Genomic DNA, 26,398 nt, shown 5'->3' with positions numbered 1-26,398 from the left:
ATCTTAAGGGCAGACTCATTCCGCGGGCCTTGAACCCGCGCGAACGTGGAGAATGACATGGGACGCTTCGCCGTCATCACGATGACCGACAAGGCCGCCGATCGCGTGCGCGAGATCGTCGCCACACGCGACAACGCGCACGGCATCCGCCTCGGCATCAAGAAGGGTGGCTGCGCCGGCATGGAATACACGGTCGACCTCGTGACCGAGCCAAATCCCAAGGACGACCATATCGAGCGAGACGGCGCGCATGTCTATGTCGCGCCGGAGGCGGCGTTGTTCCTGTTCGGCACCGAGATGGATTTCGAGCAGACCACGCTGCGCACCGGCTTCACCTTCAAGAACCCGAACCAGAGCTCCGCCTGCGGCTGTGGCGAATCCGTCGAATTGAAGCCTGCAGACCTGAAGGCGCTTGCCGAGGCGCGCGCTTCCGCCTGACCCCTTCCTTCGCCCCGTTTACGGGGAGAAGGTGGCCCGAAGGGCCGAATGAGGGGCAGAGCTGCTCTATCCGAAGTTCGCGCCGCCCCTCATCTGCCTGCCGGCATCTTCTCCCCGTGAACGGGGCGAAGAACGCTATTCCACCCACATCCCTGTGCGCTTGTGCCAGTCGGCGATCGACTCTTCCGGGTAGACGTCGAACACCTTGTCTTGTCTGCCGATCACCGGCTCGACCCAGTTCGCCTTGTATTTCAGCATCAGATGCACCTTTTCCGTCGGTTTCGGCAGGTCGCTGTCGATGGCTGACGCGAAAGGATGGACGAGATCCGGCCAGGTCGGATCGTAGAGCCAGAGCGCCGCGCCGCATTTCTTGCAGAAATTGCGCTCACCGGTCGAGACATCGCAATGCGGATGCTCGTCGTCCTCGATCTCGGCTCGGTAGACACCGAGGCTGCGTTTGCCCCGGACGTTCATCGTCTCGTAGTCGGCGCCGAGATTGATGGCGAAGCCGCCGCCGCCCTGCTGCTTGCGGCAGATCGAGCAGTAGCAGAGCATGAACGGCACCGGCGTGTGGCTTTCCACCTCGAAGCGGACGGCGCCGCAGCGGCAGGAGCCTTTGAGCATGACGGGCATGGCGGATCTCCGTTTTTTGATCTCAACCTGTCAGCATGCTCTTGGTTGCGGCGATGACAAGGCCCATGCCGGATGAAATGATTGCTGCATGGACAACGCGCGCCTTGAAGAACTGTTCGAAAGCCTGGGGCCGATCAGCATCCGCAAGCTGTTCGGCGGCAAGGGCATCTATTGCGACGGCGTCATCGTCGCGGTCGTCGTGCGCGGCGAATTGCTGCTCAAGGCGGACGAGGAGAGCGCGCCTGATTTCGAGGCCGCCGGGTGCAAGCAATGGACTTATACAGGCTCGCGGCAGGGCAAGCTGATCGCAATGCCCTATTGGAGCATTCCCGACGAGGCTTTCGACGATCCCGACGAGATGACGTTGTGGGCGCGGCGCGCTTATGAAGCGGGAAGGCGGGCTGGGAAGTAACTTTCGAGCGTAGCGTGCTTGATTGTTGGAAACGCCGAGGGACAGCACCCCCTCTGTCCTGCCGGACATCTCCCCCGCAAGGGGGGAGATTGGATGTCGCCCCGCTTTCGCTAATCGCCCACGTTGAAAAGAAGAAGGCAGCGACTGAGCTGCTGATCTCCCCCCTTGCGGGGGAGATGGCCGGCAGGCCAGAGGGGGGTGCGAAGGAACTCGGCCATTGTGGTTGGCCGGAGTACCGTGGCCTGAAGGCCCTACAGCGCCTTCGCGATCTCCGCCGCCAGCCGCGCATTGTTCTCGACAAGGGCGATGTTGGTCTTCAGGCTGCGGCCGCCGGTGAGTTCCAGGATCTTCGACAAAAGGAAGGGCGTTACCGCCTTGCCGGAGACGTTGAGCGCCTCGGCGGCCTTTTGCGCGGCCTGGATGTAGCCGTCCATCTCGGCGGCCGGGATCTCGTCATTTTGCGGCACCGGACTGGCGACCAGAATGCCGCCGCTTAGGCCGAGCGCCTGACGCGTGCGGTAGAAATGCGCGATGTCCTCAGGCGCATTGAGCGTCAGCGGCGCGCGGAAGGGCGACTGGCGCGACCAGAAGGCGGGCATGGTCTCGCAGCCATGGCCGATCACCGGCACGCCGCGCGTCTCCAGCACTTCCAGCGTCTTTTCGATGTCGAGGATCGCCTTGGCGCCGGCCGAGACGACGATGACCGGCGTGCGCGCCAGCTCGTCGAGATCGGCCGAGATGTCGAAGCTTTTTTCCGCGCCCTTGTGGACGCCGCCGATACCGCCGGTGGCGAAGACTTTTATGCCAGCCATGTGCGCGGCGATCATGGTCGCGGCAACCGTGGTGCCGCCGGTGCGCTTTTGAGCGACGGCGAAGCCGATATCGGCGCGCGACAGCTTCATGGCGTCGCCGGTCATGGCGAGCGATTCGCGCTCGCCGTCGGACAGGCCGATCTTGATGCGGCCATCGACCACGGCGATCGTCGCCGGCACCGCGGCGCCGTCGATGATGATCTGCTCGACCCTGGCTGCCATCGCACCATTATCGGGGTAGGGCATGCCGTGGGTGATGATGGTGCTTTCCAGCGCCACCACGGGCCGGCCGGCGCCAAGCGCCTCGGCCACGGGCGGGTGGATGTCGACGAAGGGGCGGGCGGTTTCGGGCGTCACGGCTGTCTCCGGTCAGGAGGAAGTGGATGTCTGGTGGCCCTATGCCACCTCCCGCGCCTCCGGCACAAGGGCAAGCGCTTGGCCGAAGTTGGCGTTCGTGAAGGACGGCACGGCCTGAGGGCTCTCGATGGCCAGCATCGCCGCCGCAAGGCCTTCACGCAGTGCCGCGCGCAGCGGCAGGCCGCGCAACAGGGCGGCGACCGTCGCGCCGGTCAGGGCATCGCCGGCGCCGGTCACGTCGGCAACCTTGCGTGGCGCGGGCGGATCGATCTCGAAGATGCCGCTGTCGTCGAAGCCCAGCACCGGAGCGCTACCGGAGGTCACAACGCCGGCGTTCAGCCCGGCCTGCCTGAGCCGGCGGACAAGGGGTTCGCCGGATGGCTCGGCATCGACAAGCGCGGCGGCTTCTCGGCTGTTCATGAAAAGCAGCGACAGCTGGTCGAGCAGCGGCGTCAGGCGCACGACCTTGGCCGGCGAGACGGCGATGGCGAAGACCGGCCGGCCGTCGGCCAGTGCCATCAGGCGTTCGAGAGCGGCCGTCGGCAGGTTGGCGTCGCACAGGATGGCGTCTGCCGCGGCGATCGCCTCGCGGACCTTGGAGCGCCTTATCTGCTTGGGGAAGGCGAGGTCGTAGAGCGCCATGTCGGCCAGCCCGACGATCAATTCGCCCTCGGCGTCGATCAGCGCCGTGTAGCTCGGCGTCGTGCGGTCGAGGAACACCACCGAGAGGTCCATTATTCCGGCGTTGTCGATCGCCGAGGCGACAGTGTCCGCCGCCGCGTCGCCGCCGCGCACCGAAATCAGCGAGGCCGACACGCCGCGCTTCACCACGCTGCGCAACGCGTTGAAAACCACGCCGCCGACGTCCTCGCGCATCATGCCGGGGTTGGAGGCGGCCGGCACATAAGTGCCCGAGACCTGGCCGCGCCGGTCGATATGGGCGCCGCCCAGCGCCAGGATATTTGGGGATGTCGGCATATTGGATCGGTGACTTCCGTTGATCGTGCGGCTGCGCACACTAGAGCGGTTCAGCGTTTCACGGAATCGCCGAACCGCTCTAAATCTTGTTTTTGCGCAATTCCGGACGGAAAACCGCTACGCACTTTTCCTGGAATTGCTCTAAGTTTCCCTGGATCGCCCTGCAATCGTTCGCGATTCGGACGGCCGGAGACGATATCTCTTCTGGACCGGCGGTTCCGGTTTGTACCAGCCCTGGTGAGACAAAAATAGAACAAATCCAGATATTGATTGTTTTTCAGTTGGTTGTATCCCCTTGCCAAATGAGAACAAAAAAGGTACAAATCGACAAGGATCACGGATTGTCCGGCCTTCATTGACGACCAAGGGGTGATGTATCATGGCTCAGAATACTTTGCGGCTTGTAGAGGATAAGGCAGTGGACAAATCAAAAGCTCTGGACGCGGCGCTGTCGCAGATCGAGCGCGCTTTCGGCAAGGGCTCGATCATGCGGCTCGGCGCCAACGAGCAGGCGGTCGAGATCGAAACCGTGCCGACCGGCTCGCTCGGCCTCGATATCGCGCTCGGCGTCGGCGGCCTGCCGCGCGGCCGCATCGTCGAAATCTACGGGCCGGAAAGCTCGGGCAAGACCACGCTGGCGCTGCACACGGTCGCCGAAGCGCAGAAGAAGGGCGGCATCTGCGCCTTCGTCGATGCCGAGCATGCGCTCGATCCGGTCTATGCCCGCAAGCTCGGCGTTGACCTGGAGAACCTCCTGATCTCGCAGCCCGATACCGGCGAACAGGCGCTGGAGATCTGCGACACGCTGGTGCGTTCGGGCGCCATCGACGTTCTGGTCATCGACTCGGTCGCGGCACTGACGCCGCGCGCCGAAATCGAAGGCGAGATGGGCGATGCGCTACCTGGCCTGCAGGCCCGCCTGATGAGCCAGGCGCTGCGCAAGCTGACCGCCTCGATCTCGCGCTCCAACACCATGGTCATCTTCATCAACCAGATCCGCATGAAGATCGGCGTCATGTTCGGCTCGCCCGAGACGACCACGGGCGGCAACGCGCTGAAATTCTACGCTTCGGTGCGCCTCGACATCCGCCGCATCGGCTCGGTCAAGGACCGCGACGAGGTCGTCGGCAACCAGACCCGCGTCAAGGTGGTCAAGAACAAGCTGGCCCCGCCCTTCAAGGTGGTCGAGTTCGACATCATGTATGGCGAGGGCGTGTCCAAGACCGGCGAGCTCGTCGATCTCGGGGTCAAGGCCGGCGTGGTCGAGAAGTCGGGCGCCTGGTTCTCCTACAATTCGCAGCGTCTCGGCCAGGGGCGCGAGAACGCCAAGCTGTTCCTGCGCGACAATCCCGACACGGCGCGCGAGATCGAGATGGCGCTCAGGCAGAATGCCGGGCTGATCGCTGAGAAATTCCTTGAGAATGGCGGCTCCGAAGGCGGGGACGACGGTTTCGAGGACGAAGCCGGCGCCATGTAAGGCGACGGTCGGAGTTTGGCCATAATCCTGTTATATCCGTATATGCTTATGTAATTGAGTTCTGGTATTGCGTCCCGAACCGCCGGCCCTCGCGCCGGCGGTTTGCGTTTGCGGGCGGTGCTGCCGCTCGCTGGTTTATTGGCCCAAAGCGCCTCGCGCTGCAATGAATTCAGGCGATGCGCTTTGGTCTTTGTTTATGCATGTCGTTTTCCCAAAGCCGCTGCGCACTTTTGGGCGACACGCCTGTGTCCGTGTTTCTGGACAGGGTGCGGAGCTATCGCTAAAAGGCCAATCTATCTTCTGAAACATGAAAGCCCATCAGCCGCCGGCAGCGCCGGCGGTTCTTGCGAAAAAGGCAGTATGCAATGAGTGGCGTGAACGACATCCGGTCGACATTCCTCGACTACTTCCGCAAGGAGGGCCATGAGATCGTCGCCTCCAGCCCGCTGGTGCCGCGCAACGATCCGACGTTGATGTTCACCAACGCCGGCATGGTGCAGTTCAAGAACGTCTTCACCGGCCTGGAGAAGCGTCCCTATTCGCGGGCGTCCACCGCCCAAAAGAGCGTGCGCGCCGGCGGCAAGCACAACGACCTCGACAATGTCGGCTATACCGCGCGCCATCTCACCTTCTTCGAGATGCTCGGCAATTTCTCGTTCGGCGACTATTTCAAGGAGCGCGCGATCGAGCTTGCCTGGAACCTGATCACCAAGGGTTTCGGCCTCAAGAAGGACAAGCTGCTCGTCACCGTCTATCACACCGACGACGAGGCGGCGGGCTTTTGGAAGAAGATCGCCGGCTTTTCCGACGACCGCATCATCCGGATCCCGACCTCGGACAATTTCTGGGCGATGGGCGACACTGGCCCGTGCGGCCCGTGCTCGGAAATCTTCATCGACCGCGGCGAGCATATCTGGGGCGGCCCGCCCGGCAGCCCGGAAGAAGATGGCGACCGGTTCCTGGAATTCTGGAACCTTGTGTTCATGCAGTATGAGCAGGTTACCAAGGAAGGACGCATCGACCTGCCGCGTCCTTCGATCGACACCGGCATGGGCCTGGAGCGCATGGCCTCCATCCTGCAGGGCGTCGAAAGCGTGTTCGAGACCGACCTGTTCAGGCATCTGATCGACGCGGCGTCCTCGGCGCTCGGCCAGGGTCCGAACCAGGAGAACGTCGCGTCTTATCGCGTCATGGCGGATCACCTGCGCTCGTCCTCCTTTCTGGTGGCCGACGGCGTGCTGCCGTCCAACGAAGGCCGCGGCTATGTGCTGCGCCGCATCATGCGCCGCGCCATGCGCCATGCGCAGCTGCTTGGCGCGAAGGAGCCGCTGATGTGGCAGCTGGTGCCGGCGCTGGTGCGCGAGATGGGCCAGGCCTATCCCGAGCTGGTGCGCGGCGAGGCGCTGATCACCGAGACGCTGAAGCTCGAGGAAACGCGCTTCCGCAAGACGCTGGTGCGTGGCCTCGGCTTGCTTTCGGACGCGACGGAAACGCTGCATGCCGGCGACATGCTCGACGGCGAGACGGCCTTCAAGCTCTACGACACCTATGGCTTCCCGCTCGACCTGACGCAGGATGCGCTGCGCCAGCGTAGCATCTCGGTCGATCTCGCCGGCTTCACCGACGCGATGGAGCGGCAGAAGGCCGAGGCGCGCGCGCATTGGGCGGGCTCGGGCGAGGCCGCGACCGAGACGGTGTGGTTCTCGGTGCGCGAGAAGACCGGTGCCACCGAATTCCTCGGCTATGAGACGGAGCAGGCGGAAGGCATCGTCCAGGCCCTGGTCAAGGACGGCAAGACCATCGACAGCGCCACCCAGGGCGATGCGGTCGCCGTAGTCGTCAACCAGACGCCGTTCTATGGCGAATCCGGCGGCCAGATGGGCGACACCGGGGTGATCTCCGGCGAGGGTTTTTCGATTGAGGTCTCGGATACGCAGAAGAAGGCCGACGGTCTGTTCGTGCATCTGGGCAAGGTGGCTAAAGGCACGGTCAAGACGGGTGCTGCCGTCGAGCTCAAGGTCGATCATGCCCGCCGCTCGAGGCTGCGCGCCAACCATTCCGCGACGCATCTCATCCACGAGGCGCTGCGCGAGGTGCTGGGCACCCATGTGGCGCAGAAAGGCTCGCTGGTCGCGCCGGAGCGGCTGCGCTTCGACATCTCGCACAACAAGCCGATCTCGGCCGATGAGCTCGAGGAGGTCGAGCGCATGGCCAACGAGATCGTCGTGCAGAACAGCCCGGTGACGACGCGGCTGATGTCGGTCGACGACGCGATCGCCGAGGGCGCCATGGCGCTGTTCGGCGAGAAATACGGCGATGAGGTGCGCGTCGTGTCGATGGGCACCGGCTTGCATGGCGCCAAGGCCAATCGTCCTTATTCCGTCGAGCTTTGCGGCGGCACGCATGTGAAGTCGACCGGCGATATCGGCCTGGTGCGCATCCTGTCGGACGGCGCGGTGGCGGCCGGCGTGCGTCGCATCGAGGCGCTGACCGGCGAGGCGGCGCGCAAGCATCTCGACGAGCAGGACAGGCGGCTGAAAGCCGCGGCGGCGACCCTGAAAATTGCGCCGGCTGATGTGCCGGCTCGCGTCGAAACATTGCTTGAGGAACGCAAGAAACTTGAGAAGGAATTGAGCGAAGCGCGCAAGAAGCTGGCGCTGGGTGGCGGCTCGGCCGCTGCCGATGCCCCGGCCGCCAACGAGACCATCGCCGGCGTCGGCTTCCTCGGCAAGGCAGTCAGCGGTGTCGCGCCGAAGGACCTGAAGCCACTGGCCGATGCCGGCAAGAAGACGCTCGGCTCCGGTGTGGTCGTCTTCGTCGGCGCCGGCGAGGACAACAAGGCAAGCGTCGTCGTCGGCGTCACCGACGACCTGACCGGACGCTTCAGCGCCGTCGACCTCGTGCGCGTCGCGTCCGCCGCGCTTGGCGGGCAGGGCGGCGGCGGCCGGCCCGACATGGCGCAGGCCGGCGGCCCCGACGCCTCCAAAGCCAATGATGCCATCGCGGCGGTGAAGGCGGCGCTGGAAGCGGCGTAGGCTGGGGTGGGCTTAAAGCATGTCGCGTGAAAAAGGATTCACGCGACCTGCTTTAAGTTTTTGATTTTAACCATGTCTTGTCCCGAAACCGGGCCCACTTTCGGGAGACATGCTTTAGTTGAGCTGGCTTCACATTCTTCGAGGGTACCGCTGCCCCTCATCTGCCTGCCGGCATCTTCTCCCCGTTGAACGGGGAGAAGGGGCTAATCGCCGGCGTTGCGGCAGCCTCTTTCTACCCGTTTACGGGGAGAAATGCCCGGCAGGGCAATAAGGGGCGGCGTCGACGCTCAGCGCGTTATGCGACCTTTTCCGTGCGCACAAAGCTCGGCCGTCCGGACATCCGCGCAAACCAATCCCGCATTTCCGCAAACCGCGCCAGCAGATCGCGCCCTTCGGCGACCTTGACGAAGTAAGCGATGATCGGCGCCGCATGCAGGTCGGCCAGCGTCAGCTGGTCGCCGAGCAGCCAAGGTCGCTTGGCCTTCAGCGATGTCAGCACCGTGAGCACCCTTTCCGCCTGGCGCAGCCCGCCGGCAATCAGGTCCTCGTCCGGCGGCGGCTTTTCCAGCCGCTCGACGGCGACGTCCCAGACCATCGCACGATAGCCATAGGCGTCGAGCATGCCGATGATCTGGCCCATCCTGGCGCGACCGCGGGCGTCGGCCGGCTGCAGGGCGGGACCATCGAAGGCTTCGTCGACATAGCGCGCGATTGCGCCGGTCTCGAACAGCCGAAAGCCGTCATGCTCGAAGGCCGGGATGCGGCCGAACGGGTGCAGCTCCAGATACCAGGCCGGAACGCCCTCGGCGGCGAAGATGTCGAGCGGGACGAGCTCGTAGCCGACGCCCTTTTCCTCCAACGCCATGCGCGCGATGCGCACATAGACGCTGTAGTCGGCGCCGTAGAGAGTTGGCTTGGCCATCGGAGCCTTCGCTATGCCGGATATCTGGATTTTACCCCATCGCCTTCTGCAAATTCTCGTCGATCTTGTCGAGGAAGCCGGTGGTCGAGAGCCAGGGCTGGTCGGGGCCGATCAGCAGCGACAGGTCCTTGGTCATGAAGCCGCTTTCGACGGTCTGGATGCAGACCTTCTCCAGCGTCTCGGCGAAGCGCTTCAACTCGGCATTGTCGTCGAGCTTGGCGCGGTGCGCGAGGCCGCGCGTCCAGGCGAAGATCGAGGCGATCGAGTTGGTCGAGGTTTCCTCGCCCTTCTGATGCTGGCGGTAGTGGCGCGTCACCGTGCCGTGCGCGGCTTCCGCTTCCACCGTCTTGCCGTCCGGCGTCATCAGCACCGAGGTCATCAGGCCGAGCGAGCCAAAACCTTGCGCCACCGTGTCGGACTGCACGTCGCCATCATAGTTCTTGCAGGCCCAGACATAACCGCCCGACCATTTCAGGCTGGAGGCGACCATGTCGTCGATCAGGCGGTGCTCGTACCAGAGCTTCCTTGCCTTGAACTCGGCCTCGAACTCCTTCTCGTAGACTTCCTGGAAGATGTCCTTGAAGCGGCCGTCATAGGCCTTGAGGATGGTGTTCTTGGTCGACAGATAGACCGGGAAATTGCGCAGCAGGCCGTAGTTCAGCGAGGCGCGGGCAAACTCGCGGATCGACTCGTCGAGATTGTACATGGCCATGGCCACGCCGGCGCCCGGCGCGTCATAGACGTCGTGCTCGATCACCTGGCCGTCCTCGCCGACGAACTTGATCGTCAGCTTGCCCTTGCCGGGGAAACGGAAGTCGGTGGCGCGGTACTGGTCGCCGAAGGCATGACGGCCGACGACGATCGGCTTGGTCCAGCCCGGCACCAGACGCGGCACATTCTTCATGATGATCGGCTCGCGGAAGATGGTGCCGCCGAGGATGTTGCGGATGGTGCCGTTGGGCGACTTCCACATCTTCTTCAGCTTGAACTCCTCGACGCGCGCCTCGTCGGGGGTGATCGTCGCGCATTTCACGCCGACGCCCCATTTCTTGATGGCGTTGGCCGAGTCGATCGTCACCTGGTCGTTGGTGGCGTCGCGATGCTCGATGCCGAGGTCGTAATATTCGAGCTTCAGGTCGAGATAGGGGTGGATCAGCTTGTCCTTGATGAACTGCCAGATGATGCGGGTCATCTCGTCGCCGTCGAGCTCGACGACCGGGTTCGCCACCTTGATCTTCGCCATGGAAAGAATGCCTCGTTGCTGGGGGATCTGAACGGCCTTGCCCGCATGGTTTCGGCCGGGGATGCGGAGCGTATATCAAAGGCTTTTTCAGCGCGCAAACCGCGATCCGCGCCGGGCGGACGGGTGCCGCCGTTGTGAATGCTTCATTTTCCGGTCCGGATGTGGCAGGGGACGCCGAAACGCCGCAAACCCCGGTTACCGAAAACCATGCCAGCCATCGAAGACACAACCAAGACCGCTTCTGCCGGACCAGCGATCATCCTGGTCGAGCCGCAGCTCGGCGAGAATATCGGCATGGTCGCCCGCGCCATGGCGAATTTCGGCTTGTCCGAGCTCAGGCTGGTCAACCCGCGCGACGGCTGGCCGAGCGAGAAGGCGCGCGCCGCCGCCAGCCGGGCCGACCATGTCATCGACGCCACCAGGGTTTTCGACGACCTGGCATCGGCGGTCGCCGACCTCAACTTCGTCTTCGCCACGACGGCGCGCGAGCGCGACGGCTTCAAGCCGGTGCGCGGTCCCGTGGAAGCGGGCAGGGCGCTGAGAGCGCATGTCGAGGCGGGCGAGCGCACCGGCATCCTGTTCGGCCGCGAGCGCTTCGGCCTCTATAATGACGAGGTCGGGCTCGCCGACGAGATCGTCACCTTTCCGGTCGACCCCGGCTTTTCCTCGCTCAACATCGCCCAGGCAGTGCTTTTGATGTCCTATGAGTGGATGAAGTCCGGCCTCGCCGAAGAGACCCAGACCAATTTCTCCGGGCCGGAGCTGGTGCCGGCGACCAAGGAGCAGTTGCACAGCCTGTTCGCCTATCTGGAAAGCGCGCTGGAAGCGCGCGGCTATTTTCGCCCGGAAGAAAAGAAGCCGAAGATGGTCGACAATCTGCGCGCCGTGCTGACACGCGCGGGCTTTGCCGAGCCGGAACTGAAGGTGCTGCGCGGCATCATCTCGTCGCTCGACCGGTTCTCGCCGGCCATGCCGCGGGGCGACGGCTCGCCCGGGGACGATCCCAGACGGTTGCCGTCAGCCGCGCGAAGTCGCGCCAAAAAAGAAGAAAGTTAAAATCGATAAGCTGTGAACATTTGAAGTAACCGAATTTTATTCGGTCGTACGTCATCCTTGCCGCGATACTGGGGGTGGCACATGTTTGCGTCCAATATTGGTCGTCTGCGCTTTTTCCTTTATTCTCTCGGTCTCGCAGTGGCCGAGACCGTGGTAATCCTTATCTGCATTGTCGGCACGATCGGCTTCGAGGGGCTGCTTAATTCAGCGCCCGGTCCGTCGCGGCAGGGTATGGCGGGCGCCGTCCTTGTCACGTCGCTCATCTTTGTCGCGCTGCGCGGCAACATCGCCTCGCGCCGCACCCGCGATGCCAATGGGCGCCGCTGGATCCTGTGGGCCTACATCGCCCTTTCGGCCGTCTACGCCCTCCTGCAGGCGGGCGTGCTGCTGGTCGTCAAGTTCGGCGATCCCCAGAGCATTCCAGGCGGGCTGAACCTGCTCGCGTTTTCGATATTCGGCCTTTGGTGCACGATCCTTTGGGCGAAACCCGTCGCCGGCAGCAACATCGACGAACTGACTGATGTTTTCGATTTCGACGGCCCGCTGCCGGCACCGGCGCGTGCCGGACGCACCGTGACAGCAAGCGTGCCGGCAACCCCGCGTCCCGCCGCTTCCGCCGCGCGCGTGCCGCCCGCGCCGCAGCCTTTCGGCAGGCCGCGGCCTGCCGGCTTCGGCAAACGTGGGATATAATTGAGTCTTGGAGAGAGCATGATGTCGTCCGAAAACCGCTTTACACTTTTCGGCATCATGCTCTGGCGGCTGCGCAAAAGCTGCTCGCATTCGCCACTTCAAGACCACGATCATTCGCGATAGAAGCGCCGTCGGTCCAATCACGGGCCTGCTGCTTCTCTTTGTTTGACGCAATTCCGGACGGAAAACCGTTTCACACTTTCCCTGGAATTGTTCTGGTGGCCGGATGACAATGAGCGATCGATCAAGCCAACGCCCGATCCTGATGTTCGATTCCGGCGTTGGCGGGCTGACCGTGCTGCGCGAGGCGCGCGTACTGATGCCCGATCGCCGCTTCGTCTATGTCGCCGACGATGCGGCTTTTCCTTATGGCGCCTGGGAGGAACCGGCGCTCAAGGATCACATCCTTACGCTGTTCGGCAAATTGCTCGATCGGCTTCAGCCGACGATTTCCGTCATTGCCTGCAACACCGCCTCGACCCTGGTGATCGATGCGCTGCGCGACAAATTCCCTGGCCATCCGTTCGTGGGCACCGTGCCGGCGATCAAGCCTGCCGCCGAACGCACCCGCTCCGGCCTGGTGTCGGTGCTGGCGACGCCCGGCACGGTAAAACGGCAATACACGCGCGACCTGATCAGCAAATGGGCGCAGAAATGCCATGTGCGCCTGGTCGGCAGCGACCAGCTGGCCGGGCTCGCCGAGATCTATATGCGCCAGGGTTTCGTCGACGAGGAAGCTGTGCGCGGCGAAATCGCGCCGTGCTTCATCGAGCGCGACGGCAACCGCACCGACATCGTCGTGCTCGCCTGCACGCATTATCCGTTTCTGGTCAATCGCATGCGCAAGACCGCGCCCTGGCCGGTCGACTGGGTCGATCCCGCCGAGGCGATCGCGCGGCGTGCCATGTCGCTGCTCGAACCGGTCGCGGAAACATCCGGCGACAGCGAGCCCGATCTTGCCGTTTTCACCTCGGGCAAGGTGGATTTCGCCACAAGGCGACTGATCCAGGGGTTCGGACTGACCGCTCGTTAGGGCGTGGCAGGTTCGAAGACGATGCTGCGCTGATCCGGATCGGCCGAGACAAGCTTTAGGCTCAGACCGTCACCTTGCCTGAACCCGGAAGCCTTCACGTTGGCGACGATGGGCATGTCGGCTAGCTGCACGCGCACGCCATGGTCGACGATATCGGTGACGACGGCCTTGAACGTCTCGCCCTCGCGTCCCTTGAGCATGACCGCTTCGGCAAGGTCGATGGCGGCGTGGTTGATCTGCGAAGCACGGGCGTCCGCGCGCCCCATCACCTTCGGCAATCTGGCGAACGCGTCGGTGACGGCCTGCGGCACGGGCTGGCCGTTGGCGATCGCCAGCGCGCAGCGCACGACATAGCGGTCGGCCAGCCGCCTGAGCGGCGCGGTGGCATGGGCATAGGTCGCGGCCATCGCCTCATGCCAGGGGACGACGCCCTCCTGGTAGGGTTGGTAGGACGCGCCGTTGCCCGCGCGGCGGATTTCCAGCATCAGCGCGGCCTGATTCGGATCGGCTGGATCGAGCGTGCGCTGATAGTCGCCCAGGCTGGTGGAGGCGGGCCAGGACAGGCCAAGCGCCTGTGCGGCGTTGCGCAGTCTTTGCACCTTGGAGGCGTCCGGCCCCGACATCACCCGGAACAGTCCGGTCTTGTGCGCCAGCATGGCGTCGGCAATCGCCATATTGGCGGCCAGCGAAAGTGCCGCATTGTCCTGTTCGGATTGCAGCAGCGGCCGGAACGAAAGCCGGAATGTGCCGTCGGCCTGCTTTTCCACCTCCTGCTCGGGCGGGTCGACGCGCGAAGCGCCGCGACGCTCTTCGTTAGCCTCCATGCGCCGCGCCAGTTCCGCGAAGTCGGCCGGAACGTCGGAGGCCTGCACGCTGTCGTAGGCGAGCTTCGCGCGGCTTTTGATGATTGCCCGCTCCGCGCCGTCCAGCTTCACCGCGCCGTCCTCGGCGACCCGGACCGTGAAGATGATCGCCGGACGCGGCCCATCGGGCAGCAGGCTCGCCGCAGCCTCGGCGAGCATCGGCGGGTAGAGCCCGGCCTTGCCGTCGGGCAAATAAAGCGTCTCGCCCCGGTTCCAGGCTTCGAGATCAATCGCGTCGCCGTCCTCGACGAACCAGGCAACGTCGGCAATGGCATAATGCAAGAGAAGATCGCCGCCACTGGCCTCGATCGAGAAGGCCTGGTCGAGATCGGTGGAACTCGCCGGATCGAGCGTGACGAAGGGCATCGCGGTCCGGTCTGCATGTTGCGCGGGCACACGCTTTGCCGCGGCTTGCGCCGCGGTCGCCACCTCCGGCGGAAATCCATCCGGCACGTGGAACTCGGCGCGGATTTTCGCAAGGCCGGTGGAGAGCGCCTGTGAGGGATCGGTCAGCGATTTCATGCAGCCGTCCTACACTGGCGCTCCGGACGCGGGAAGGCTGCCAGCGAAAATCGCCGACCGGTCGGCTGACGGCCGCCGACGCCACCCCTTATCGGGATCCGAACCGCCGGCGCTGGAACTGCCGCTCAAGCGCGGCGTTTCTAACAGCAAAGGAGACATAGCCATGCCCGCCACATCACAAGCCCAGCAAAAGGCCGCCGGCGCAGCGCTTTCCGCAAAGCGCGGCGAGACCAAGAAGAGCGAACTCAAGGGTGCTTCGCGCGAAATGTATGAGTCCATGAGCGAGAAGCAGCTCGAGGAATTCGCGGAGACCAAGCGCAAAGGCCTGCCCAGCAAGAAGTCATAGAGCGCGAGGTCGAATGAAAATGCCCGCGGCGTCGGCCGCGGGCCTCCGTCAATCCCGTGCTGCAAAATAACCTAGCGGCGCCACCAGCAGTGCTTTGTCTTGTAGCGTACGACATGGCGGTGGCCGTGGCGCCAGACGACTCTTTTCTTCACCACGACGCGGCAAATCTGCTTATGGCCGTGCCAATGCCTGGCCATGGCGGGCTCCGGCGTCATGACCGCCATCGACCCTGCCAGCACAGCGGCCCCGGTCAAGGTAAGGAAGAACTTCTTCATGGGAATTCGGACTCCTCTGCTCCAGTCCCTTCATTAAGATGGCAGAGCAGAGCGGCTCCTTGAAGCACACGCTGCCCCGCTGCCGACGGCCTTCGCCACAACCGGCACCGCACGCAACGCGGGAAATGTTAGCGGGTTGCAGACCGCGCTGCCAGCCGTAAGCTTGACAGCGGTTAAATCTGTGTTTAACAGGCCCACCAACACCGGGTGGCGACGCCCGGTGGTTTCTTTTGACGTGTCCCGTGGGTTTTCCGTCGCTTTGCGTGGAAAACCCTGTCAGGCCTCGAAAACGGGGGCCAGAGGAGGGCGCGTTTCCTTCGCCCGGAGCCATGGGGTTCCGGGTATATTGTTTTGAAAGGGAATGCGATGAGCAAGCGCGAATCCGCGAAATACAAGATCGACCGCCGTCTCGGCGAAAACATCTGGGGCCGCCCGAAGTCCCCGGTCAACAAGCGTGAATACGGCCCCGGCCAGCACGGCCAGCGCCGCAAGGGCAAGCTTTCCGACTTCGGCCTGCAGCTGCGCGCCAAGCAGAAGCTGAAGGGTCACTATGGCGACGTTTCGGAAAAGCAGTTCCGCAAGGTCTATGAGGAGGCCAACCGCCGCAAGGGCGACACCTCGGAGAACCTGATCGGCCTGCTGGAGTCGCGTCTCGACGCGATCGTCTATCGCGCCAAGTTCGTCCCGACCATCTTCGCCGCCCGTCAGTTCGTCAACCACGGCCATGTCAACGTCAACGGCAAGCGCACCAACATCGGTTCGTACCGCTGCAAGCCGGGCGACGTCATCGAGGTGCGCGAGAAGTCGAAGCAGCTCGTGATCGTGCTGGAATCGGTCGCTCTCGCCGAGCGCGACGTGCCGGACTACATCGAAGCCGACCACAACAAGATGACCGCGACCTTCGGGCGCGTTCCGGGCCTGTCGGACGTTCCGTTCGCCGTCCAGATGGAACCGAACCTCGTCGTCGAATTCTACTCGCGCTGATCGACACCGATTGGCAGTTCTATCGAAGGCCGCCCATCGAGGCGGCCTTTTCTTTGTTGCCCACGTCCGCTAATCCGGGCGGCATCAAAGACTGTGGGGCGCCGGCGCCATGAACATGCTGCCAGATACCAAATCACTTGGCGTCAAATCGCTTGAGCCGATTGCCGATGAGGAAGAAGGCGGCTTCCATCCGCTGTTCCGCGACGTGCCGTCCTCGGTCGAGTTCAACAAGCTGCGCAAGCGGCTCTTGAGGCTGACGCGTCAGGCGATCGAGGATTTCGCCATGGTCAAGCCGGGCGAGCGCTGGCTGGTGGCGCTCTCGGGCGGCAAGGATTCCTATGGCCTGCTCGCGCTTCTGCTCGACCTCAAATGGCGCGGCCTGCTGCCGGTCGAGCTGCTCGCCTGCAATCTCGACCAGGGCCAGCCGAATTTCCCGAAGCACATCCTGCCAGACTATCTCAATGCCTATGGCATTGCGCACCGCATCGAATACCAGGACACCTATTCGGTGGTGACCGACAAGCTGCCGGAAGGCAGCACCTATTGCTCGCTCTGCTCGCGGCTTCGGCGCGGCCATCTCTACCGCATCGCGCGCGAGGAGGGGTGCTCGGCGCTGGTGCTTGGCCACCACCGCGAGGACATTCTCGAGACCTTCTTCATGAACCTGTTCCATGGCGGTCGTCTCGCCGCCATGCCGCCCAAGCTTCTCAATGACGAGGGCGACGTCATGGTGTTGCGGCCGCTCGCCTATAATGCCGAGGCCGATCTCGAAAAATTCGCCAACGCCATGAAATTCCCGATCATCCCCTGCGATCTCTGCGGCAGCCAGGAAGGGCTGCAGCGCAACGCCATGAAGGCGATGCTCGACGACATCGAGAAGCGCATGCCGGGCCGCAAGGACACGATGATTCGCGCCATGACCAATGTAAGGCCCTCGCATCTCCTGGACAGGAAGCTGTTCGACTTCGCGGGGCTCGACACGAACCCAGGACAAGACATTTCCGATGAGATTTGACGATAACGCGATCGACTGGTTGGCCGAGCTTCTCGCCGACGCGGCAAAAGCCGAAATCATGCCGCGCTTCCGCCGGCTGGGCGAGGGGGACGTGCGCCAGAAGACGTCCGCCGCCGACCTCGTCACCGAGGCGGACGTCAATGCCGAGAGGCTGATCACCGCCAGGCTGCGCGAGCGCTATCCTGAGGCCATGGTGGTGGGCGAGGAAGCCTGTTCGGACAACCCGGCGCTGCTGTCCGGCCTTGGCGATGCCGCGCTGGCCTTCGTCATCGATCCGGTCGACGGCACGTTCAACTTCGCTTCCGGCGTGCCGCTGTTCGGCGTCATGGCCGGCGTCGTCGTCAACGGCGAGACTGTCGCCGGCATCATTCATGACCCGATTGGCAAGGACTGGCTGATTGGCGCCAAAGGTGCCGGCAGCCATATCCGCCACGCGCATGGCGCGCTGGAGAAGGTGGGAGTCGCCGCACCGGTGCCGATGTCGCAGATGACCGGCGCCGTTTCCTGGCAGTTTCTCGAGGAGCCCGAGCGCTCGCGGCTTGCCCGCAACCAAACCAAGACGCTGTCGCATTTTGCCTATCGCTGCGCGGCGCATGAGTACCGGCTGCTGGCCAGCGGCCACGCCCATTTCGTGCTCTACAACAAGCTGATGCCCTGGGATCATCTCGCCGGGGCGCTGATCCATCAGGAAGCCGGCGGCCACGTCGCGCGCGTCGACGGCAGCGCCTACCTGCCGTCGCATGTCAATGGCGGCCTGCTGGTCGCGCCGGACAAGCAAAGCTGGGACGAGTTGCGCCGCGAGCTCTGGGCTGAGTAGGATCGGTTCGGTTCGGTTGCCGGGCAGTACCGGCCAGGCCGCTATGACCCTGCAGCGGAATCGGGGGATGCCAATGAATTTCCGGTACGCGCTGGCTTTCGCCTTGATCGCCGGCGCGGGTTGCGGCAAGGCCCAGGCGCAGGAGCGCACTTGCGGCAGCCGCGATCCGGTCAACTCCATCGCCGAGATGGCGGAGGCCATCTACGCCTGCTGGCAGCCACCGCCGGGCACGGCAGACCTGACTTTGACATTATGCTTCTCGCTTCGTCGCGACGGAACGCTTATTGGCAAGCCGCGCGCCACTTTCTCCAAACTGGGGCCGGACGGCAGTTTGAACGGGGCTTTCGTTGCTTCGGTGATCGAGGCCCTTAACAAGGAACTGCCAGTGCCTTTCACCGAAGGCATGGGTGGTGCGATTGCAGGGCGCCCCCTTTGCCCGCTCTTCAGGGCGACGCAGGAACGCAAATCCTGACCGCGCTTGTTCAAGAGCAGCTCTATGCTGTTAGTGTAGATCGGTAATGTGCCCTGAAACGGGGGCATTCTGCGGCTGGAACATCTTGCCGCGCTCGGCAATCAGGATCATCAGCAACGCCGCGACCGAGACGCTGCAGAAGCCGGCGGCCAAGGGCGTGACAGTACCATTATAAGCTTGCCCGATCGCCGCGCCGATGAGGGCGCCGAGGAACGTCTGCATGAAGCCCAGGATGGATGCCGCCGTGCCGGCGAGCTCGCCGAGCGGCTCCATCGCAAGCGCATTGAAGTTCGCTCCGAGCCCACCGAAAGGCAGCATAGCGCCGGCAAAGAAGGTGACGAACAGCCAGAGCGGCATCCGCATTTCGAGCGAGACGACCAGCCAGGCAAGGCTGATGCACAGGAAGATCAATAGTGCGCCTTGCGACAGGCGGCGCATGCCGATCTGCCCGACCAGCCGCGAGTTCAGGAAATTGGAAAAGGCGAGCACGCCGGCGACGCCGGCAAAGATCAACGGGAACAGCTCGCCGACGTGGTAGATATTGATGTAGATCTGCTGGGCCGAGCTGATGAAGCCGAACATGGCCGCGAAGATGAAGGTGCTGGCAAACGCGTAGCAAAGCGTCAGTCGATTGGTCAGAACGATACGGAAACCGCCGATGACGGAGCTTACCGTCAGCGGCCGACGATATTCCGGATGCAGTGTTTCCGGCAAGCGTAGCAGCGACCACGTCGACACGATCAGCGCGCCGATGGCCATGGTCACGAAAATCCAGTGCCAGCTGGCAAACAGCATGACGAACTGGCCGATGCCGGGCGCGATGACGGGGATCGCCATGAACACCATGAAGATCAGCGACATCACCTCCGCCATGCGCCGGCCCTCGAACGTGTCGCGCACGATCGAGACGGCGATGACGCGGGTCGCGGCCGCGCCGATGCCCTGGATGAGACGCCAGGTCAGCAACAACGCGAAACTGGGCGCTATGGCGGCGGCCGCCGCGGCCACGACATAGACCACCAGGCCGAAGACCAGCGGTGCGCGGCGTCCGAAGCGATCCGAAATGGGCCCGAACAAAAGCTGTCCGCCGCCGAAGCCGAGCATGTAGGCGGTGATGACATATTGGCGGTGGTTCTCGCTCTCGACGCCAAGCGAGGCGCCGATCTGCTGCAGCGCCGGCAGCATGATGTCGATGGCCAAGGAGTTGAGCGCCATCAGCGCCGCGCAAAGCGCAATGAATTCCCAGCGCGGAATGGGCAAGCTTGCCCGTTGCGACGCTTCTACCTGCTTGTCCACGGCAAAGTCCGATCTTTCAAACGAACAAGCACCGGCTGGCCGGCGCGCTGGTTCGTTTCATCCCCGATATTCGGGTCACAATTGCCGAGGTGGGGGCGGCCCCGGGCGATGCTTGCCGGCCGGAGGGTTGGCCTCCGCGCCGGCGAGCAAAAATTTGAAAATCAGGCCGCGCCTTTGACGCTGACGCCCTTTTCGACCAGGAAGTCCTGCAATTCGCCGGCCTGGAACATTTCGCGCACGATGTCGCAACCGCCGACGAATTCGCCCTTCACATAGAGCTGCGGGATGGTCGGCCAGTTGGAATAATCCTTGATGCCCTGGCGCAATTCTGCCGAGTCGAGCACGTTCACGCCTTTGTAGTCGGCCCCGATGTAGTCGAGGATCTGCACCACCTGGCCGGAGAAGCCGCATTGCGGGAAGCCGGGTGTGCCCTTCATGAAGAGCACGACGTCGTTGCTCTTCACTTCATTGTCGATGTAGTCGTTGATGGCGGTCATGGACAATCCTTTCACGCCTGTGGGAGTCAGGCTCGAAGCATGTCCTTCAAATAAACCCATAGGTTGGCTGAAACAAGACGTTAGCCGCGACGCCGGCCCGATGGCGCAAGGGATAACGCGATTTTGGGCTAAGCCTGAGCGGCGACGGCGCTCAGTCGGGAATGCTGGTCTGCAGCGCCAGCGCGTGCAGCACGCCGCCCATATTGCCCTTCAGCGCGTTGTAGACCATCTGGTGCTGCTGCACGCGGCTCTTGCCCCGGAAACTCTCGGCAACGACCTCGGCCGCGTAATGGTCGCCATCGCCGGCCAGATCGCGGATCGTCACCTGGGCGTCCGGAATGCCTTCCTTGATCAGTTTTTCGATGTCGTGGGCATTCATTGCCATGGCAAAATCCTGTTTCAAGCGGGCACGTAGTGTGACTCGGGTGAGCCTAAAGCCTTTCCGGCCCGGATTGAAGCCGTTCCATCGGCGGAAGGGACTTAGGCGTTGTCCCGGCTGGAATGAACCACGCCGTCTTCGGTGATGTCATCGCGCGTCGAATAGGCGCGGCCGAGACTGAAGACCAGAACGTAGAGCGGGATGTTGATCAACAGGCTGAAGATCGGAAGGTAGCTTGTCATCTGCCATGCGGGTGAGAAGAATGGCTGGCCGTAGCCGTCGCAGGTCAAGGACGAGCCATATTCCCAAACCGCCCCAATCACCACGGCGACGGCGAAGAGCTTGATGCAGGTCGCGACGTGCCTTGCCCGCGCAGGCTCCGGAGAAAGCCTGTTCCACAGCACCAGGCAGACGACCGGAACCGCGTAGATCAGGTTCTGCACGACGAGCATCGGCAGCGTGCCGTTGGCCGCGGCGAGGAATTGCGCGCGGGTTTCCAGCAGTGGACACACCTCGCTCGAGGTTGTCGACAGCAGGAACAGCACGAACGGTCCGAGGAACCAGAAGAAGAACAGGCACGGCCAGAAGACGACTGCGATCAGCGCCCTGGCGGTTAACCTCGTCAACTGGCCTGGTCCATGAAGCGCGGGAACCAGCCCTCATGGGCGGCGGTCAGCTCGCTGACCGGGATCGACCGTGCCTCGCCAAGCTTCAACTCACGTCCGCCGGTGGTGCCGATCCAGGGAGCGAAGATGCCGAGCTTGCCCTGCTCCTCGCGGATCCTGTCCCATTCGCCGCTTTGCGGGTCGATCGACAGCGTCAGCAGATAGCGGCCCTGGTCCTCGCCGAACCAGACCGGGATTGGATCGGTGCCTGTAAGGCCGGGAATCGTGGCGCCAATGCCGGAGGCCATCGCCATTTCGGCCAGCGCTATCGCCAGGCCGCCGTCGGAGACGTCGTGGGCGGCGGTGACGATGCCGGAGGCGATCAGCGCGCGCACATGGTCGCCGACGCGCTTCTCATGGTCAAGATCGACAGGCGGCGGCGGACCGTCGGCGCGGCCATGGATGTCGCGCATATAGGCGGACTGGCCGAGATGGCTGCCCCAGCTCGGCGGCGCGCCGACCAGCACGATCATCTGGCCCTCGGCGGCAAAGCCGATACGGGCCATCTTCGACCAGTCGGCGATCAGCCCGACGCCGCCGATGGTCGGCGTCGGCAGGATGCCGCGGCCATTGGTTTCGTTGTAGAGCGAGACATTGCCGGAGACGATCGGGAAGCCGAGGGCGCGGCAGGCATCGCCGATGCCTTTTACGGCGCCGACGAACTGGCCCATGATCTCGGGCCGCTCCGGATTGCCGAAATTGAGGTTGTCGGTGGCGGCGAGCGGCAAGGCGCCAGTGGCGGTGAGGTTGCGCCAGCACTCGGCCACGGCCTGCTTGCCGCCTTCGTAAGGGTCGGCCTCGCAGTAGCGCGGCGTGACGTCGGAGGAGAAGGCCAGCGCCTTGGTCGGATGGCCTTCGACGCGGACGACGCCGGCGTCGCCGCCGGGAAGCTGCAGCGAATTGCCCTGGATCAGCGTGTCGTACTGCTCCCACACCCAGCGGCGCGAGGAGAGGTCCGGCCCGCCCAGCATTTTCAGCAGCGCATCGGCGACATCGGCCTTCGGCGCATCGTTGGCGGCAAGCGGCGCGGGCTTCTGCGCCTCGACCCATGGGCGGTCATATTCCGGCGCCTGGTCGCCGAGGTCCTTGATCGGCAAATTGGCGACCTCGTCGCCCTGATGAAGGACACGGAAGCGCAGATCGTCGGTGGTCTTGCCGACAATGGCGAAGTCGAGGCCCCATTTGCGGAAGATCGCCTCGGCCTCCTCTTCCTTCTCGGGGCGCAGCACCATCAGCATGCGCTCCTGGCTTTCCGACAGCATCATCTCATAGGCGCTCATGCGCTCCTCGCGCACCGGCACCTTGTCGAGGTCGAGCTCGATGCCGAGATCGCCCTTGGCGCCCATCTCGACCGCCGAGCAGGTGAGGCCGGCCGCACCCATGTCCTGGATGGCGATGACGGCGCCCGACGCCATCAGCTCGAGGCAGGCTTCCAGCAGGCATTTCTCGGTGAAGGGATCGCCGACCTGCACGGTCGGGCGCTTCTCCTCGATCTTGTCGTCGAATTCGGCCGAAGCCATGGTGGCGCCGCCGACGCCGTCGCGTCCGGTCTTGGCGCCGAGATAGACGACCGGCAGGCCGACGCCCTTGGCCTGCGACAGGAAGATGGCGTTGGTCTTGGCGAGGCCCGCCGCGAAGGCATTGACCAGGATGTTGCCGTTGTAGCGGGCGTCGAAATTGACCTCGCCGCCGACCGTCGGCACGCCGAAGGAATTGCCGTAGCCGCCGACGCCGGAAACGACGCCGGCAACGAGATGCCGGGTTTTCGGATGGTCCGGCGCACCGAAGCGCAGCGCGTTCATCGCCGCAACCGGCCTGGCACCCATGGTGAAGACGTCGCGCAGGATGCCGCCGACGCCGGTCGCGGCACCCTGATAAGGTTCGATGTAGGAGGGGTGGTTGTGGCTCTCCATCTTGAAGACGACGCAGTCGCCGTCGCCGATATCCACCACGCCGGCATTCTCGCCCGGACCCTGGATCACCTGCGGGCCGCTGGTCGGCAGCGTGCGCAGCCATTTCTTGGAGGACTTGTAGGAGCAGTGCTCGTTCCACATCGCCGAGAAGATGCCGAGCTCGGTGAAACTTGGCTCGCGGCCGACCAGATCGAGGATGCGCTGGTATTCGTCGGGCTTCAGCCCATGCGCGGCGACGAGCTCGGGGGTGATCGGCACGGAATTGGAAATGGTCATGAGCGGCGATTTTTGTCCGTGGGAAAGGGGAGGTTCTTTGAGTCTCCTCTTATCGCAAGCTTTCGCGCGATACACCCCCATTGGATGATGAAAAACGCCGGAAAACTGCCTCCGCGGCGATGCACAAGGGTCTGGGGCTTGCCGGCTCGATCAGGAAAAACTGTCGTAGCCGGCACGGCCTTCGTCGAGCAGGCGGCGGATGACGGCGACGCCGCCGGCGACATCCTTGCTTTGCCGGGGCTGCGACACGCCGAAGCGCACGCCGTGGAAGACCTGCTCGGAGCGGCCGGCCTTGAACTCGTCCTCGTCGTCGATGAGCACGCCTTGCGCCAGGCAGGCATTCTTGAAGGTGCCGGACAGCCACGGGTCCGGCAAGGTCAGCCAGAGGAAGGGCACGTTGTCCCTTGCCTTGATGTCGAACCCCGCCAGCACACTTCGCACAATGGCGAGGCGCGCCTGGATTTCGGCAATGCAGCGCTTGCGTATCTCGCCCGCCTGGCCCGACATCACCAGCCTTGAACCGACCTCGGCCAGCAGGAAAGGCAGGCCGCCGGTCATCATCTTATGCGCGACACGGATGCGATGGCGATAGGCCGGCGGGCAGGAAAGCCAGCCGCCGCGCACGCCGGCGGCGACGGATTTGGACAAGCCGCCGGCGACGATGGTGCGCTCCGGCGCATATTCGGCCAGCAGCGGCGTCGGGTCGTCGGTGAGTTCGCCGTAAAGATCGTCCTCGATCAGCGCGACATTGTACTCGCGTGCGATCCGCGCGATCGCCTGCCGCCGTTCCGCCGAGAGCGTCACCAGGGTCGGGTTTTTCGCGGTCGGCATCAGGAACATCACTTTTGGATGTTTCTGCGCGCAGACGCGCTCGAAATCGTCCGGGTCGATGCCGTCGTCGTCAGTCGAAACCAGCGCCGTGCGGCGGCCGATCAGCCCGGCGCTGCGTGCGATCTGCGAATAGGTGAGATGCTCGAAGACCACATAGTCGCCGGGCATGGTAAGTGCTGCGATCGCAGCCATGACCGCGGCGTGGGTGCCCAGCGTCGGCACGATCGAATCGGGCGAGGGGCGGAAGGCATTGCGCGCCAGCCAGCGGCTGCCTGCCTCGTACCAGCGTTCGGGAAAATCCCGCGTGTAGCTCGAAATGTCGTGCGGATGCTCCTGCGCCGTACGCGCCAGCACGTCGGCAATCACGGCGCCCTGGCCGACATCGGGCGCGGCGGTGCTGTCGAAACGCAGCTTGCCGCTCGGCGCGTCGATGGGGCGCGTGCCCTGCAAGCCTGGCTCGACATCGGATTTCGGGGTCTCCGTACGCTGTCCAAGCACATAGGTGCCGCGCCCGACCTCGCCGCTCACCAGACCGCGTTCGCGCAGCAGCTGATAGGCCCGGCCGATGGTGCCGACCGTCGTGCCGATGTCATAGGCGAGGTCGCGCTGCGGCGGCAGTTTTGCACCGGCATCGATGACGCCCTTGTCGATATCTGACTCAATGCTGTCAGCAAGACGCTGATAGAGCGGACCGGAGCCAGAGGAGAGGTCAGGGAGCCAATTTGTCATGGTGACAATTTTCTATATTGCACCGCGTAATGAGTCAATCCATATCGAACCGGCGATTGGAAAGGTACAATCGAGACAAGGTAGAACGGAAATGGATACAATCGACACAATTCGCTCCGCCGGTCCGGCATTTGGCGCGCAGGCCGATCCTCAGAGCCGCCGCGGCTTCATCGGCCGCCTGGTATTTGTGGTCCGTTCCGTCGCCAAACAAATCGATCGCATGCTGCAGCGCCGGCGCGGCCGCCTCGCGCTGATGGAGATGACGGACGATCAGTTGAAGGATATCGGCATCTCGCGCTGCGACGCCTATCGCGAGGGCATCCGGGCGTTCTGGGAATGACGGCCTATCTTCGGCCAGATTCCGTCCGGGTTGCAGGCTTTCCCCGCAGCCTGCCGATGCCGTGATCGACAAACACGGCGAGTACACTCAATGCGATGAACAACCCAGTGATGGCCAGCGCCGAAACGGCGACGCTGGCCGCGCCGTTCTTGGCAGTGTCGAGGAACGGGTAGGGCACTTCGCCGGCGAAGGGCGCGCGTATCAGCGCGTAGGCGAGATAGGCGAGCGGGTAGATCATCCACCAGGAGATATCGCGCCAGCGCGTCGCGCCGTCGGCTCCGGCAATGAGCCACCACAGCACGAACAGCGCCGGCGCCACGTAGTGCAAGAGGACGTCGCAGAGCAGGAACAAACCCTGCGGCTGCCAGAGCTTCGCCAGGACCGTGGCGTAGACGATGAAAACCAGCGTGATGGCCACCGCCACGCCGGTTCGCATCCGTGGCCCGGCGAAGGCCGGGAACCAGGCATAGCCGGCGGGTGACAGCAGCGAAGCATGCACCATCACCGCCGCGATGTTCGTCAGGATGGTGAAGAAGCTGAAGAGAAAGACGATCGAGCCGAGCAGGCTGCGCCCCGCCGCCATCGACGCAGGAATGGTGATTGCAGCCTGCAGGACGAGCCCGACCAGCCCGACAACCAGTCCCGCGATCTGCAGGAACCGGCCCATGGCAATCTTACGCGGCAGCCGTGCAGGACGGATTACCGGCCTGCCAGCGGGCGACGTCTGAGCCGATGCGGGCGCCGAGCGGTTCATTCATCAGCGGCCCGAACACGTCGACGCGGCTGGAGTTGCCCTGCGCCTGAACGACCAGCAGCGGCTTGCCGCCATAATGCTTGGCGGGCACCAGCAGGAAGCGCGGCGTGCCGCTGTAGGAATTGAGCTCGTTGGCCATCTGATAGGTCTTGAAGGCCGGATCCTTGCTGGCGATCCAGCATTTATGCGCCGCGATGGCGACCTGTTCCATGGCAAGCAGCGAGGCGCTCTTGCCTGACGGAACCGGCGTTGTCTTGGGGCTGGACTGGCAGGAAGCCAAGGCGAGCCCGGCCGCCGCCAGGAGAGCAAGGCGCGCAATCGTCAGTCTCATGGTCAGT

The 26,398-nt window shown here is 64.0% G+C and carries 29 protein-coding genes; 13 read left to right on the top strand and 16 right to left on the bottom strand.

The annotated features are described in order from the left end of the window. Positions 1-57: 57 nt before the first annotated feature. A complete protein-coding gene (sufA, locus tag RFM52_RS18995) occupies positions 58-438 on the top strand; it encodes a Fe-S cluster assembly scaffold SufA (RefSeq protein WP_320295879.1) in 381 nt (126 codons plus the stop codon). Between the two features lie 135 nt (positions 439-573). On the opposite strand, the gene RFM52_RS18990 is transcribed toward sufA, so the two are convergent. Further along, complete coding sequence (locus tag RFM52_RS18990) at positions 574-1,071, bottom strand: GFA family protein (protein WP_320295878.1); 498 nt, start codon at positions 1,069-1,071, stop codon at positions 574-576. Between the two features lie 88 nt (positions 1,072-1,159). Between RFM52_RS18990 and RFM52_RS18985 the strand changes: the two genes are divergently transcribed. Then, on the top strand, positions 1,160-1,483 hold the full coding sequence (locus RFM52_RS18985; RefSeq protein ID WP_320295877.1) for a TfoX/Sxy family protein: 324 nt from the start codon (positions 1,160-1,162) through the stop codon (positions 1,481-1,483). Positions 1,484-1,734: 251 nt separating this feature from the next. Here RFM52_RS18985 and RFM52_RS18980 read toward each other — a convergent pair whose 3' ends face one another. Genes RFM52_RS18980 through RFM52_RS18970 form a run of 3 tightly spaced genes read right to left on the bottom strand, consistent with a single transcriptional unit; the run spans position 1,735 to position 3,968 of the window. Beyond that, positions 1,735-2,652 carry a pseudouridine-5'-phosphate glycosidase gene (locus RFM52_RS18980; protein ID WP_320295876.1) on the bottom strand — a complete coding sequence of 306 codons (918 nt, stop codon included), beginning with the start codon at positions 2,650-2,652 and terminating at the stop codon, positions 1,735-1,737. A 39-nt stretch (positions 2,653-2,691) separates the two neighbouring features. Beyond that, entirely contained in the window at positions 2,692-3,630 is a 939-nt protein-coding gene (locus RFM52_RS18975; RefSeq protein WP_320295875.1) for a carbohydrate kinase family protein, read from the bottom strand. A gap of 50 nt (positions 3,631-3,680) precedes the next feature. Further along, positions 3,681-3,968, bottom strand: a complete 288-nt coding sequence (locus RFM52_RS18970; protein WP_320295874.1) for a hypothetical protein — start codon at positions 3,966-3,968, stop codon at positions 3,681-3,683. 41 nt (positions 3,969-4,009) lie between these two features. On the opposite strand from RFM52_RS18970, the gene recA reads away from it, so the two are divergent. Together recA and alaS are read left to right on the top strand one after the other, a co-directional pair. After that, positions 4,010-5,107: a recombinase RecA gene (gene recA, locus RFM52_RS18965; RefSeq protein WP_320295873.1), complete on the top strand. Its 1,098-nt coding sequence runs from the start codon at positions 4,010-4,012 to the stop codon at positions 5,105-5,107. Positions 5,108-5,472: 365 nt separating this feature from the next. Beyond that, on the top strand, positions 5,473-8,142 hold the full coding sequence (gene alaS / locus RFM52_RS18960) for an alanine--tRNA ligase (RefSeq protein ID WP_320295872.1): 2,670 nt from the start codon (positions 5,473-5,475) through the stop codon (positions 8,140-8,142). Between the two features lie 295 nt (positions 8,143-8,437). Here the strand turns inward: alaS and RFM52_RS18955 are convergent, their stop codons facing one another. Beyond that, positions 8,438-9,064: a glutathione S-transferase family protein gene (locus RFM52_RS18955; protein WP_320295871.1), complete on the bottom strand. Its 627-nt coding sequence runs from the start codon at positions 9,062-9,064 to the stop codon at positions 8,438-8,440. Between the two features lie 31 nt (positions 9,065-9,095). Continuing rightward, positions 9,096-10,307 carry an NADP-dependent isocitrate dehydrogenase gene (locus tag RFM52_RS18950; protein WP_040981283.1) on the bottom strand — a complete coding sequence of 404 codons (1,212 nt, stop codon included), beginning with the start codon at positions 10,305-10,307 and terminating at the stop codon, positions 9,096-9,098. A 207-nt stretch (positions 10,308-10,514) separates the two neighbouring features. On the opposite strand from RFM52_RS18950, the gene RFM52_RS18945 reads away from it, so the two are divergent. The 3 genes from RFM52_RS18945 to murI all read left to right on the top strand — a co-directional run bounded on the left by RFM52_RS18945 (position 10,515) and on the right by murI (position 13,086). After that, entirely contained in the window at positions 10,515-11,363 is an 849-nt protein-coding gene (locus RFM52_RS18945; RefSeq protein WP_320295870.1) for an RNA methyltransferase, read from the top strand. An 81-nt stretch (positions 11,364-11,444) separates the two neighbouring features. Beyond that, complete coding sequence (locus tag RFM52_RS18940; RefSeq protein WP_320295869.1) at positions 11,445-12,053, top strand: hypothetical protein; 609 nt, start codon at positions 11,445-11,447, stop codon at positions 12,051-12,053. A gap of 232 nt (positions 12,054-12,285) precedes the next feature. After that, positions 12,286-13,086: a glutamate racemase gene (murI, locus tag RFM52_RS18935; RefSeq protein WP_320295868.1), complete on the top strand. Its 801-nt coding sequence runs from the start codon at positions 12,286-12,288 to the stop codon at positions 13,084-13,086. Here murI and RFM52_RS18930 read toward each other — a convergent pair. Continuing rightward, a complete protein-coding gene (locus RFM52_RS18930; protein WP_320295867.1) occupies positions 13,083-14,471 on the bottom strand; it encodes a ribonuclease R family protein in 1,389 nt (462 codons plus the stop codon). The genes murI and RFM52_RS18930 overlap by 4 nt on opposite strands. 163 nt (positions 14,472-14,634) lie before the next feature. Here RFM52_RS18930 and RFM52_RS18925 point away from each other — a divergent pair, with 163 nt between their 5' ends. Continuing rightward, positions 14,635-14,817: a DUF3008 family protein gene (locus RFM52_RS18925; RefSeq protein ID WP_126060592.1), complete on the top strand. Its 183-nt coding sequence runs from the start codon at positions 14,635-14,637 to the stop codon at positions 14,815-14,817. A 71-nt stretch (positions 14,818-14,888) separates the two neighbouring features. On the opposite strand, the gene RFM52_RS18920 is transcribed toward RFM52_RS18925, so the two are convergent. Further along, positions 14,889-15,092 (bottom strand): hypothetical protein, encoded by a 204-nt coding sequence (locus RFM52_RS18920; RefSeq protein ID WP_112098551.1) that lies wholly within the window; start codon positions 15,090-15,092, stop codon positions 14,889-14,891. A gap of 366 nt (positions 15,093-15,458) precedes the next feature. On the opposite strand from RFM52_RS18920, the gene rpsD reads away from it, so the two are divergent. The 4 genes from rpsD to RFM52_RS18900 all read left to right on the top strand — a co-directional run bounded on the left by rpsD (position 15,459) and on the right by RFM52_RS18900 (position 18,380). Continuing rightward, positions 15,459-16,076, top strand: a complete 618-nt coding sequence (gene rpsD, locus RFM52_RS18915; RefSeq protein ID WP_320295866.1) for a 30S ribosomal protein S4 — start codon at positions 15,459-15,461, stop codon at positions 16,074-16,076. Between the two features lie 115 nt (positions 16,077-16,191). Continuing rightward, positions 16,192-17,091, top strand: a complete 900-nt coding sequence (gene ttcA / locus RFM52_RS18910; RefSeq protein WP_430699255.1) for a tRNA 2-thiocytidine(32) synthetase TtcA — start codon at positions 16,192-16,194, stop codon at positions 17,089-17,091. After that, a complete protein-coding gene (locus tag RFM52_RS18905; protein ID WP_320295864.1) occupies positions 17,081-17,908 on the top strand; it encodes an inositol monophosphatase family protein in 828 nt (275 codons plus the stop codon). Before ttcA ends, RFM52_RS18905 begins: the two co-directional genes overlap by 11 nt. A 67-nt stretch (positions 17,909-17,975) precedes the next feature. Continuing rightward, positions 17,976-18,380, top strand: coding sequence for a hypothetical protein (locus tag RFM52_RS18900; protein ID WP_320295863.1), 405 nt, complete (start codon positions 17,976-17,978; stop codon positions 18,378-18,380). A gap of 30 nt (positions 18,381-18,410) precedes the next feature. Here the strand turns inward: RFM52_RS18900 and RFM52_RS18895 are convergent, their stop codons facing one another. From RFM52_RS18895 to RFM52_RS18870, 6 genes are all read right to left on the bottom strand, one after another. Next, positions 18,411-19,676, bottom strand: a complete 1,266-nt coding sequence (locus tag RFM52_RS18895; protein ID WP_320295862.1) for a multidrug effflux MFS transporter — start codon at positions 19,674-19,676, stop codon at positions 18,411-18,413. A 161-nt stretch (positions 19,677-19,837) separates the two neighbouring features. Then, positions 19,838-20,173, bottom strand: coding sequence for a Grx4 family monothiol glutaredoxin (grxD, locus tag RFM52_RS18890; RefSeq protein ID WP_320295861.1), 336 nt, complete (start codon positions 20,171-20,173; stop codon positions 19,838-19,840). 151 nt (positions 20,174-20,324) lie between these two features. Beyond that, positions 20,325-20,558 carry a BolA family transcriptional regulator gene (locus tag RFM52_RS18885; RefSeq protein ID WP_320295860.1) on the bottom strand — a complete coding sequence of 78 codons (234 nt, stop codon included), beginning with the start codon at positions 20,556-20,558 and terminating at the stop codon, positions 20,325-20,327. A gap of 95 nt (positions 20,559-20,653) precedes the next feature. Further along, the gene (locus RFM52_RS18880; RefSeq protein ID WP_320295859.1) at positions 20,654-21,178 is read right to left on the bottom strand and encodes a hypothetical protein; all 525 of its coding nucleotides are present in this window, start codon (positions 21,176-21,178) and stop codon (positions 20,654-20,656) included. Continuing rightward, complete coding sequence (purL, locus tag RFM52_RS18875) at positions 21,175-23,406, bottom strand: phosphoribosylformylglycinamidine synthase subunit PurL (RefSeq protein ID WP_320295858.1); 2,232 nt, start codon at positions 23,404-23,406, stop codon at positions 21,175-21,177. The genes RFM52_RS18880 and purL overlap by 4 nt, the downstream gene beginning before the upstream one ends. 150 nt (positions 23,407-23,556) lie before the next feature. Continuing rightward, positions 23,557-24,966 carry an aminotransferase-like domain-containing protein gene (locus RFM52_RS18870; protein WP_320295857.1) on the bottom strand — a complete coding sequence of 470 codons (1,410 nt, stop codon included), beginning with the start codon at positions 24,964-24,966 and terminating at the stop codon, positions 23,557-23,559. On the opposite strand from RFM52_RS18870, the gene RFM52_RS18865 reads away from it, so the two are divergent. Then, the gene (locus RFM52_RS18865) at positions 24,965-25,306 is read left to right on the top strand and encodes a DUF1127 domain-containing protein (protein ID WP_430699251.1); all 342 of its coding nucleotides are present in this window, start codon (positions 24,965-24,967) and stop codon (positions 25,304-25,306) included. The two genes, RFM52_RS18870 and RFM52_RS18865, sit on opposite strands and share 2 nt — an antisense overlap. A gap of 4 nt (positions 25,307-25,310) precedes the next feature. Here the strand turns inward: RFM52_RS18865 and RFM52_RS18860 are convergent, their stop codons facing one another. Together RFM52_RS18860 and RFM52_RS18855 are read right to left on the bottom strand one after the other, a co-directional pair. Further along, entirely contained in the window at positions 25,311-25,973 is a 663-nt protein-coding gene (locus RFM52_RS18860) for a Pr6Pr family membrane protein (RefSeq protein WP_320295856.1), read from the bottom strand. A gap of 7 nt (positions 25,974-25,980) precedes the next feature. After that, positions 25,981-26,391, bottom strand: coding sequence for a hypothetical protein (locus tag RFM52_RS18855; protein ID WP_320295855.1), 411 nt, complete (start codon positions 26,389-26,391; stop codon positions 25,981-25,983). Between the last annotated feature and the right edge of the window lie 7 nt (positions 26,392-26,398).

The sequence above is a fragment of the Mesorhizobium humile genome (assembly GCF_033977215.1).
GTDB lineage: Bacteria > Pseudomonadota > Alphaproteobacteria > Rhizobiales > Rhizobiaceae > Mesorhizobium > Mesorhizobium humile.
This window is presented reverse-complemented; position numbering and strand designations above follow the sequence as displayed.

Excerpts from the sequence above, each read along its gene's own strand:
- rpsD (WP_320295866.1), top strand. The coding sequence starts at position 15,459 with ATGAGCAAGCGCGAATCCGCGAAATACAAGATCGACCGCCGTCTCGGC.
- alaS (WP_320295872.1), top strand. The coding sequence starts at position 5,473 with ATGAGTGGCGTGAACGACATCCGGTCGACATTCCTCGACTACTTCCGC.
- RFM52_RS18920 (WP_112098551.1), bottom strand. The coding sequence starts at position 15,092 with ATGAAGAAGTTCTTCCTTACCTTGACCGGGGCCGCTGTGCTGGCAGGG.
- RFM52_RS18885 (WP_320295860.1), bottom strand. The coding sequence starts at position 20,558 with ATGGCAATGAATGCCCACGACATCGAAAAACTGATCAAGGAAGGCATT.
- recA (WP_320295873.1), top strand. The coding sequence starts at position 4,010 with ATGGCTCAGAATACTTTGCGGCTTGTAGAGGATAAGGCAGTGGACAAA.
- RFM52_RS18940 (WP_320295869.1), top strand. The coding sequence starts at position 11,445 with ATGTTTGCGTCCAATATTGGTCGTCTGCGCTTTTTCCTTTATTCTCTC.
- ttcA (WP_430699255.1), top strand. The coding sequence starts at position 16,192 with ATGCTGCCAGATACCAAATCACTTGGCGTCAAATCGCTTGAGCCGATT.
- RFM52_RS18870 (WP_320295857.1), bottom strand. The coding sequence starts at position 24,966 with ATGACAAATTGGCTCCCTGACCTCTCCTCTGGCTCCGGTCCGCTCTAT.
- purL (WP_320295858.1), bottom strand. The coding sequence starts at position 23,406 with ATGACCATTTCCAATTCCGTGCCGATCACCCCCGAGCTCGTCGCCGCG.
- sufA (WP_320295879.1), top strand. The coding sequence starts at position 58 with ATGGGACGCTTCGCCGTCATCACGATGACCGACAAGGCCGCCGATCGC.
- grxD (WP_320295861.1), bottom strand. The coding sequence starts at position 20,173 with ATGACCGCCATCAACGACTACATCGACAATGAAGTGAAGAGCAACGAC.
- RFM52_RS18930 (WP_320295867.1), bottom strand. The coding sequence starts at position 14,471 with ATGAAATCGCTGACCGATCCCTCACAGGCGCTCTCCACCGGCCTTGCG.
- RFM52_RS18860 (WP_320295856.1), bottom strand. The coding sequence starts at position 25,973 with ATGGGCCGGTTCCTGCAGATCGCGGGACTGGTTGTCGGGCTGGTCGGG.
- murI (WP_320295868.1), top strand. The coding sequence starts at position 12,286 with ATGAGCGATCGATCAAGCCAACGCCCGATCCTGATGTTCGATTCCGGC.
- RFM52_RS18900 (WP_320295863.1), top strand. The coding sequence starts at position 17,976 with ATGCCAATGAATTTCCGGTACGCGCTGGCTTTCGCCTTGATCGCCGGC.
- RFM52_RS18975 (WP_320295875.1), bottom strand. The coding sequence starts at position 3,630 with ATGCCGACATCCCCAAATATCCTGGCGCTGGGCGGCGCCCATATCGAC.
- RFM52_RS18925 (WP_126060592.1), top strand. The coding sequence starts at position 14,635 with ATGCCCGCCACATCACAAGCCCAGCAAAAGGCCGCCGGCGCAGCGCTT.
- RFM52_RS18955 (WP_320295871.1), bottom strand. The coding sequence starts at position 9,064 with ATGGCCAAGCCAACTCTCTACGGCGCCGACTACAGCGTCTATGTGCGC.
- RFM52_RS18905 (WP_320295864.1), top strand. The coding sequence starts at position 17,081 with ATGAGATTTGACGATAACGCGATCGACTGGTTGGCCGAGCTTCTCGCC.
- RFM52_RS18950 (WP_040981283.1), bottom strand. The coding sequence starts at position 10,307 with ATGGCGAAGATCAAGGTGGCGAACCCGGTCGTCGAGCTCGACGGCGAC.
- RFM52_RS18985 (WP_320295877.1), top strand. The coding sequence starts at position 1,160 with ATGGACAACGCGCGCCTTGAAGAACTGTTCGAAAGCCTGGGGCCGATC.
- RFM52_RS18990 (WP_320295878.1), bottom strand. The coding sequence starts at position 1,071 with ATGCCCGTCATGCTCAAAGGCTCCTGCCGCTGCGGCGCCGTCCGCTTC.
- RFM52_RS18855 (WP_320295855.1), bottom strand. The coding sequence starts at position 26,391 with ATGAGACTGACGATTGCGCGCCTTGCTCTCCTGGCGGCGGCCGGGCTC.
- RFM52_RS18865 (WP_430699251.1), top strand. The coding sequence starts at position 24,965 with ATGGTGACAATTTTCTATATTGCACCGCGTAATGAGTCAATCCATATC.
- RFM52_RS18945 (WP_320295870.1), top strand. The coding sequence starts at position 10,515 with ATGCCAGCCATCGAAGACACAACCAAGACCGCTTCTGCCGGACCAGCG.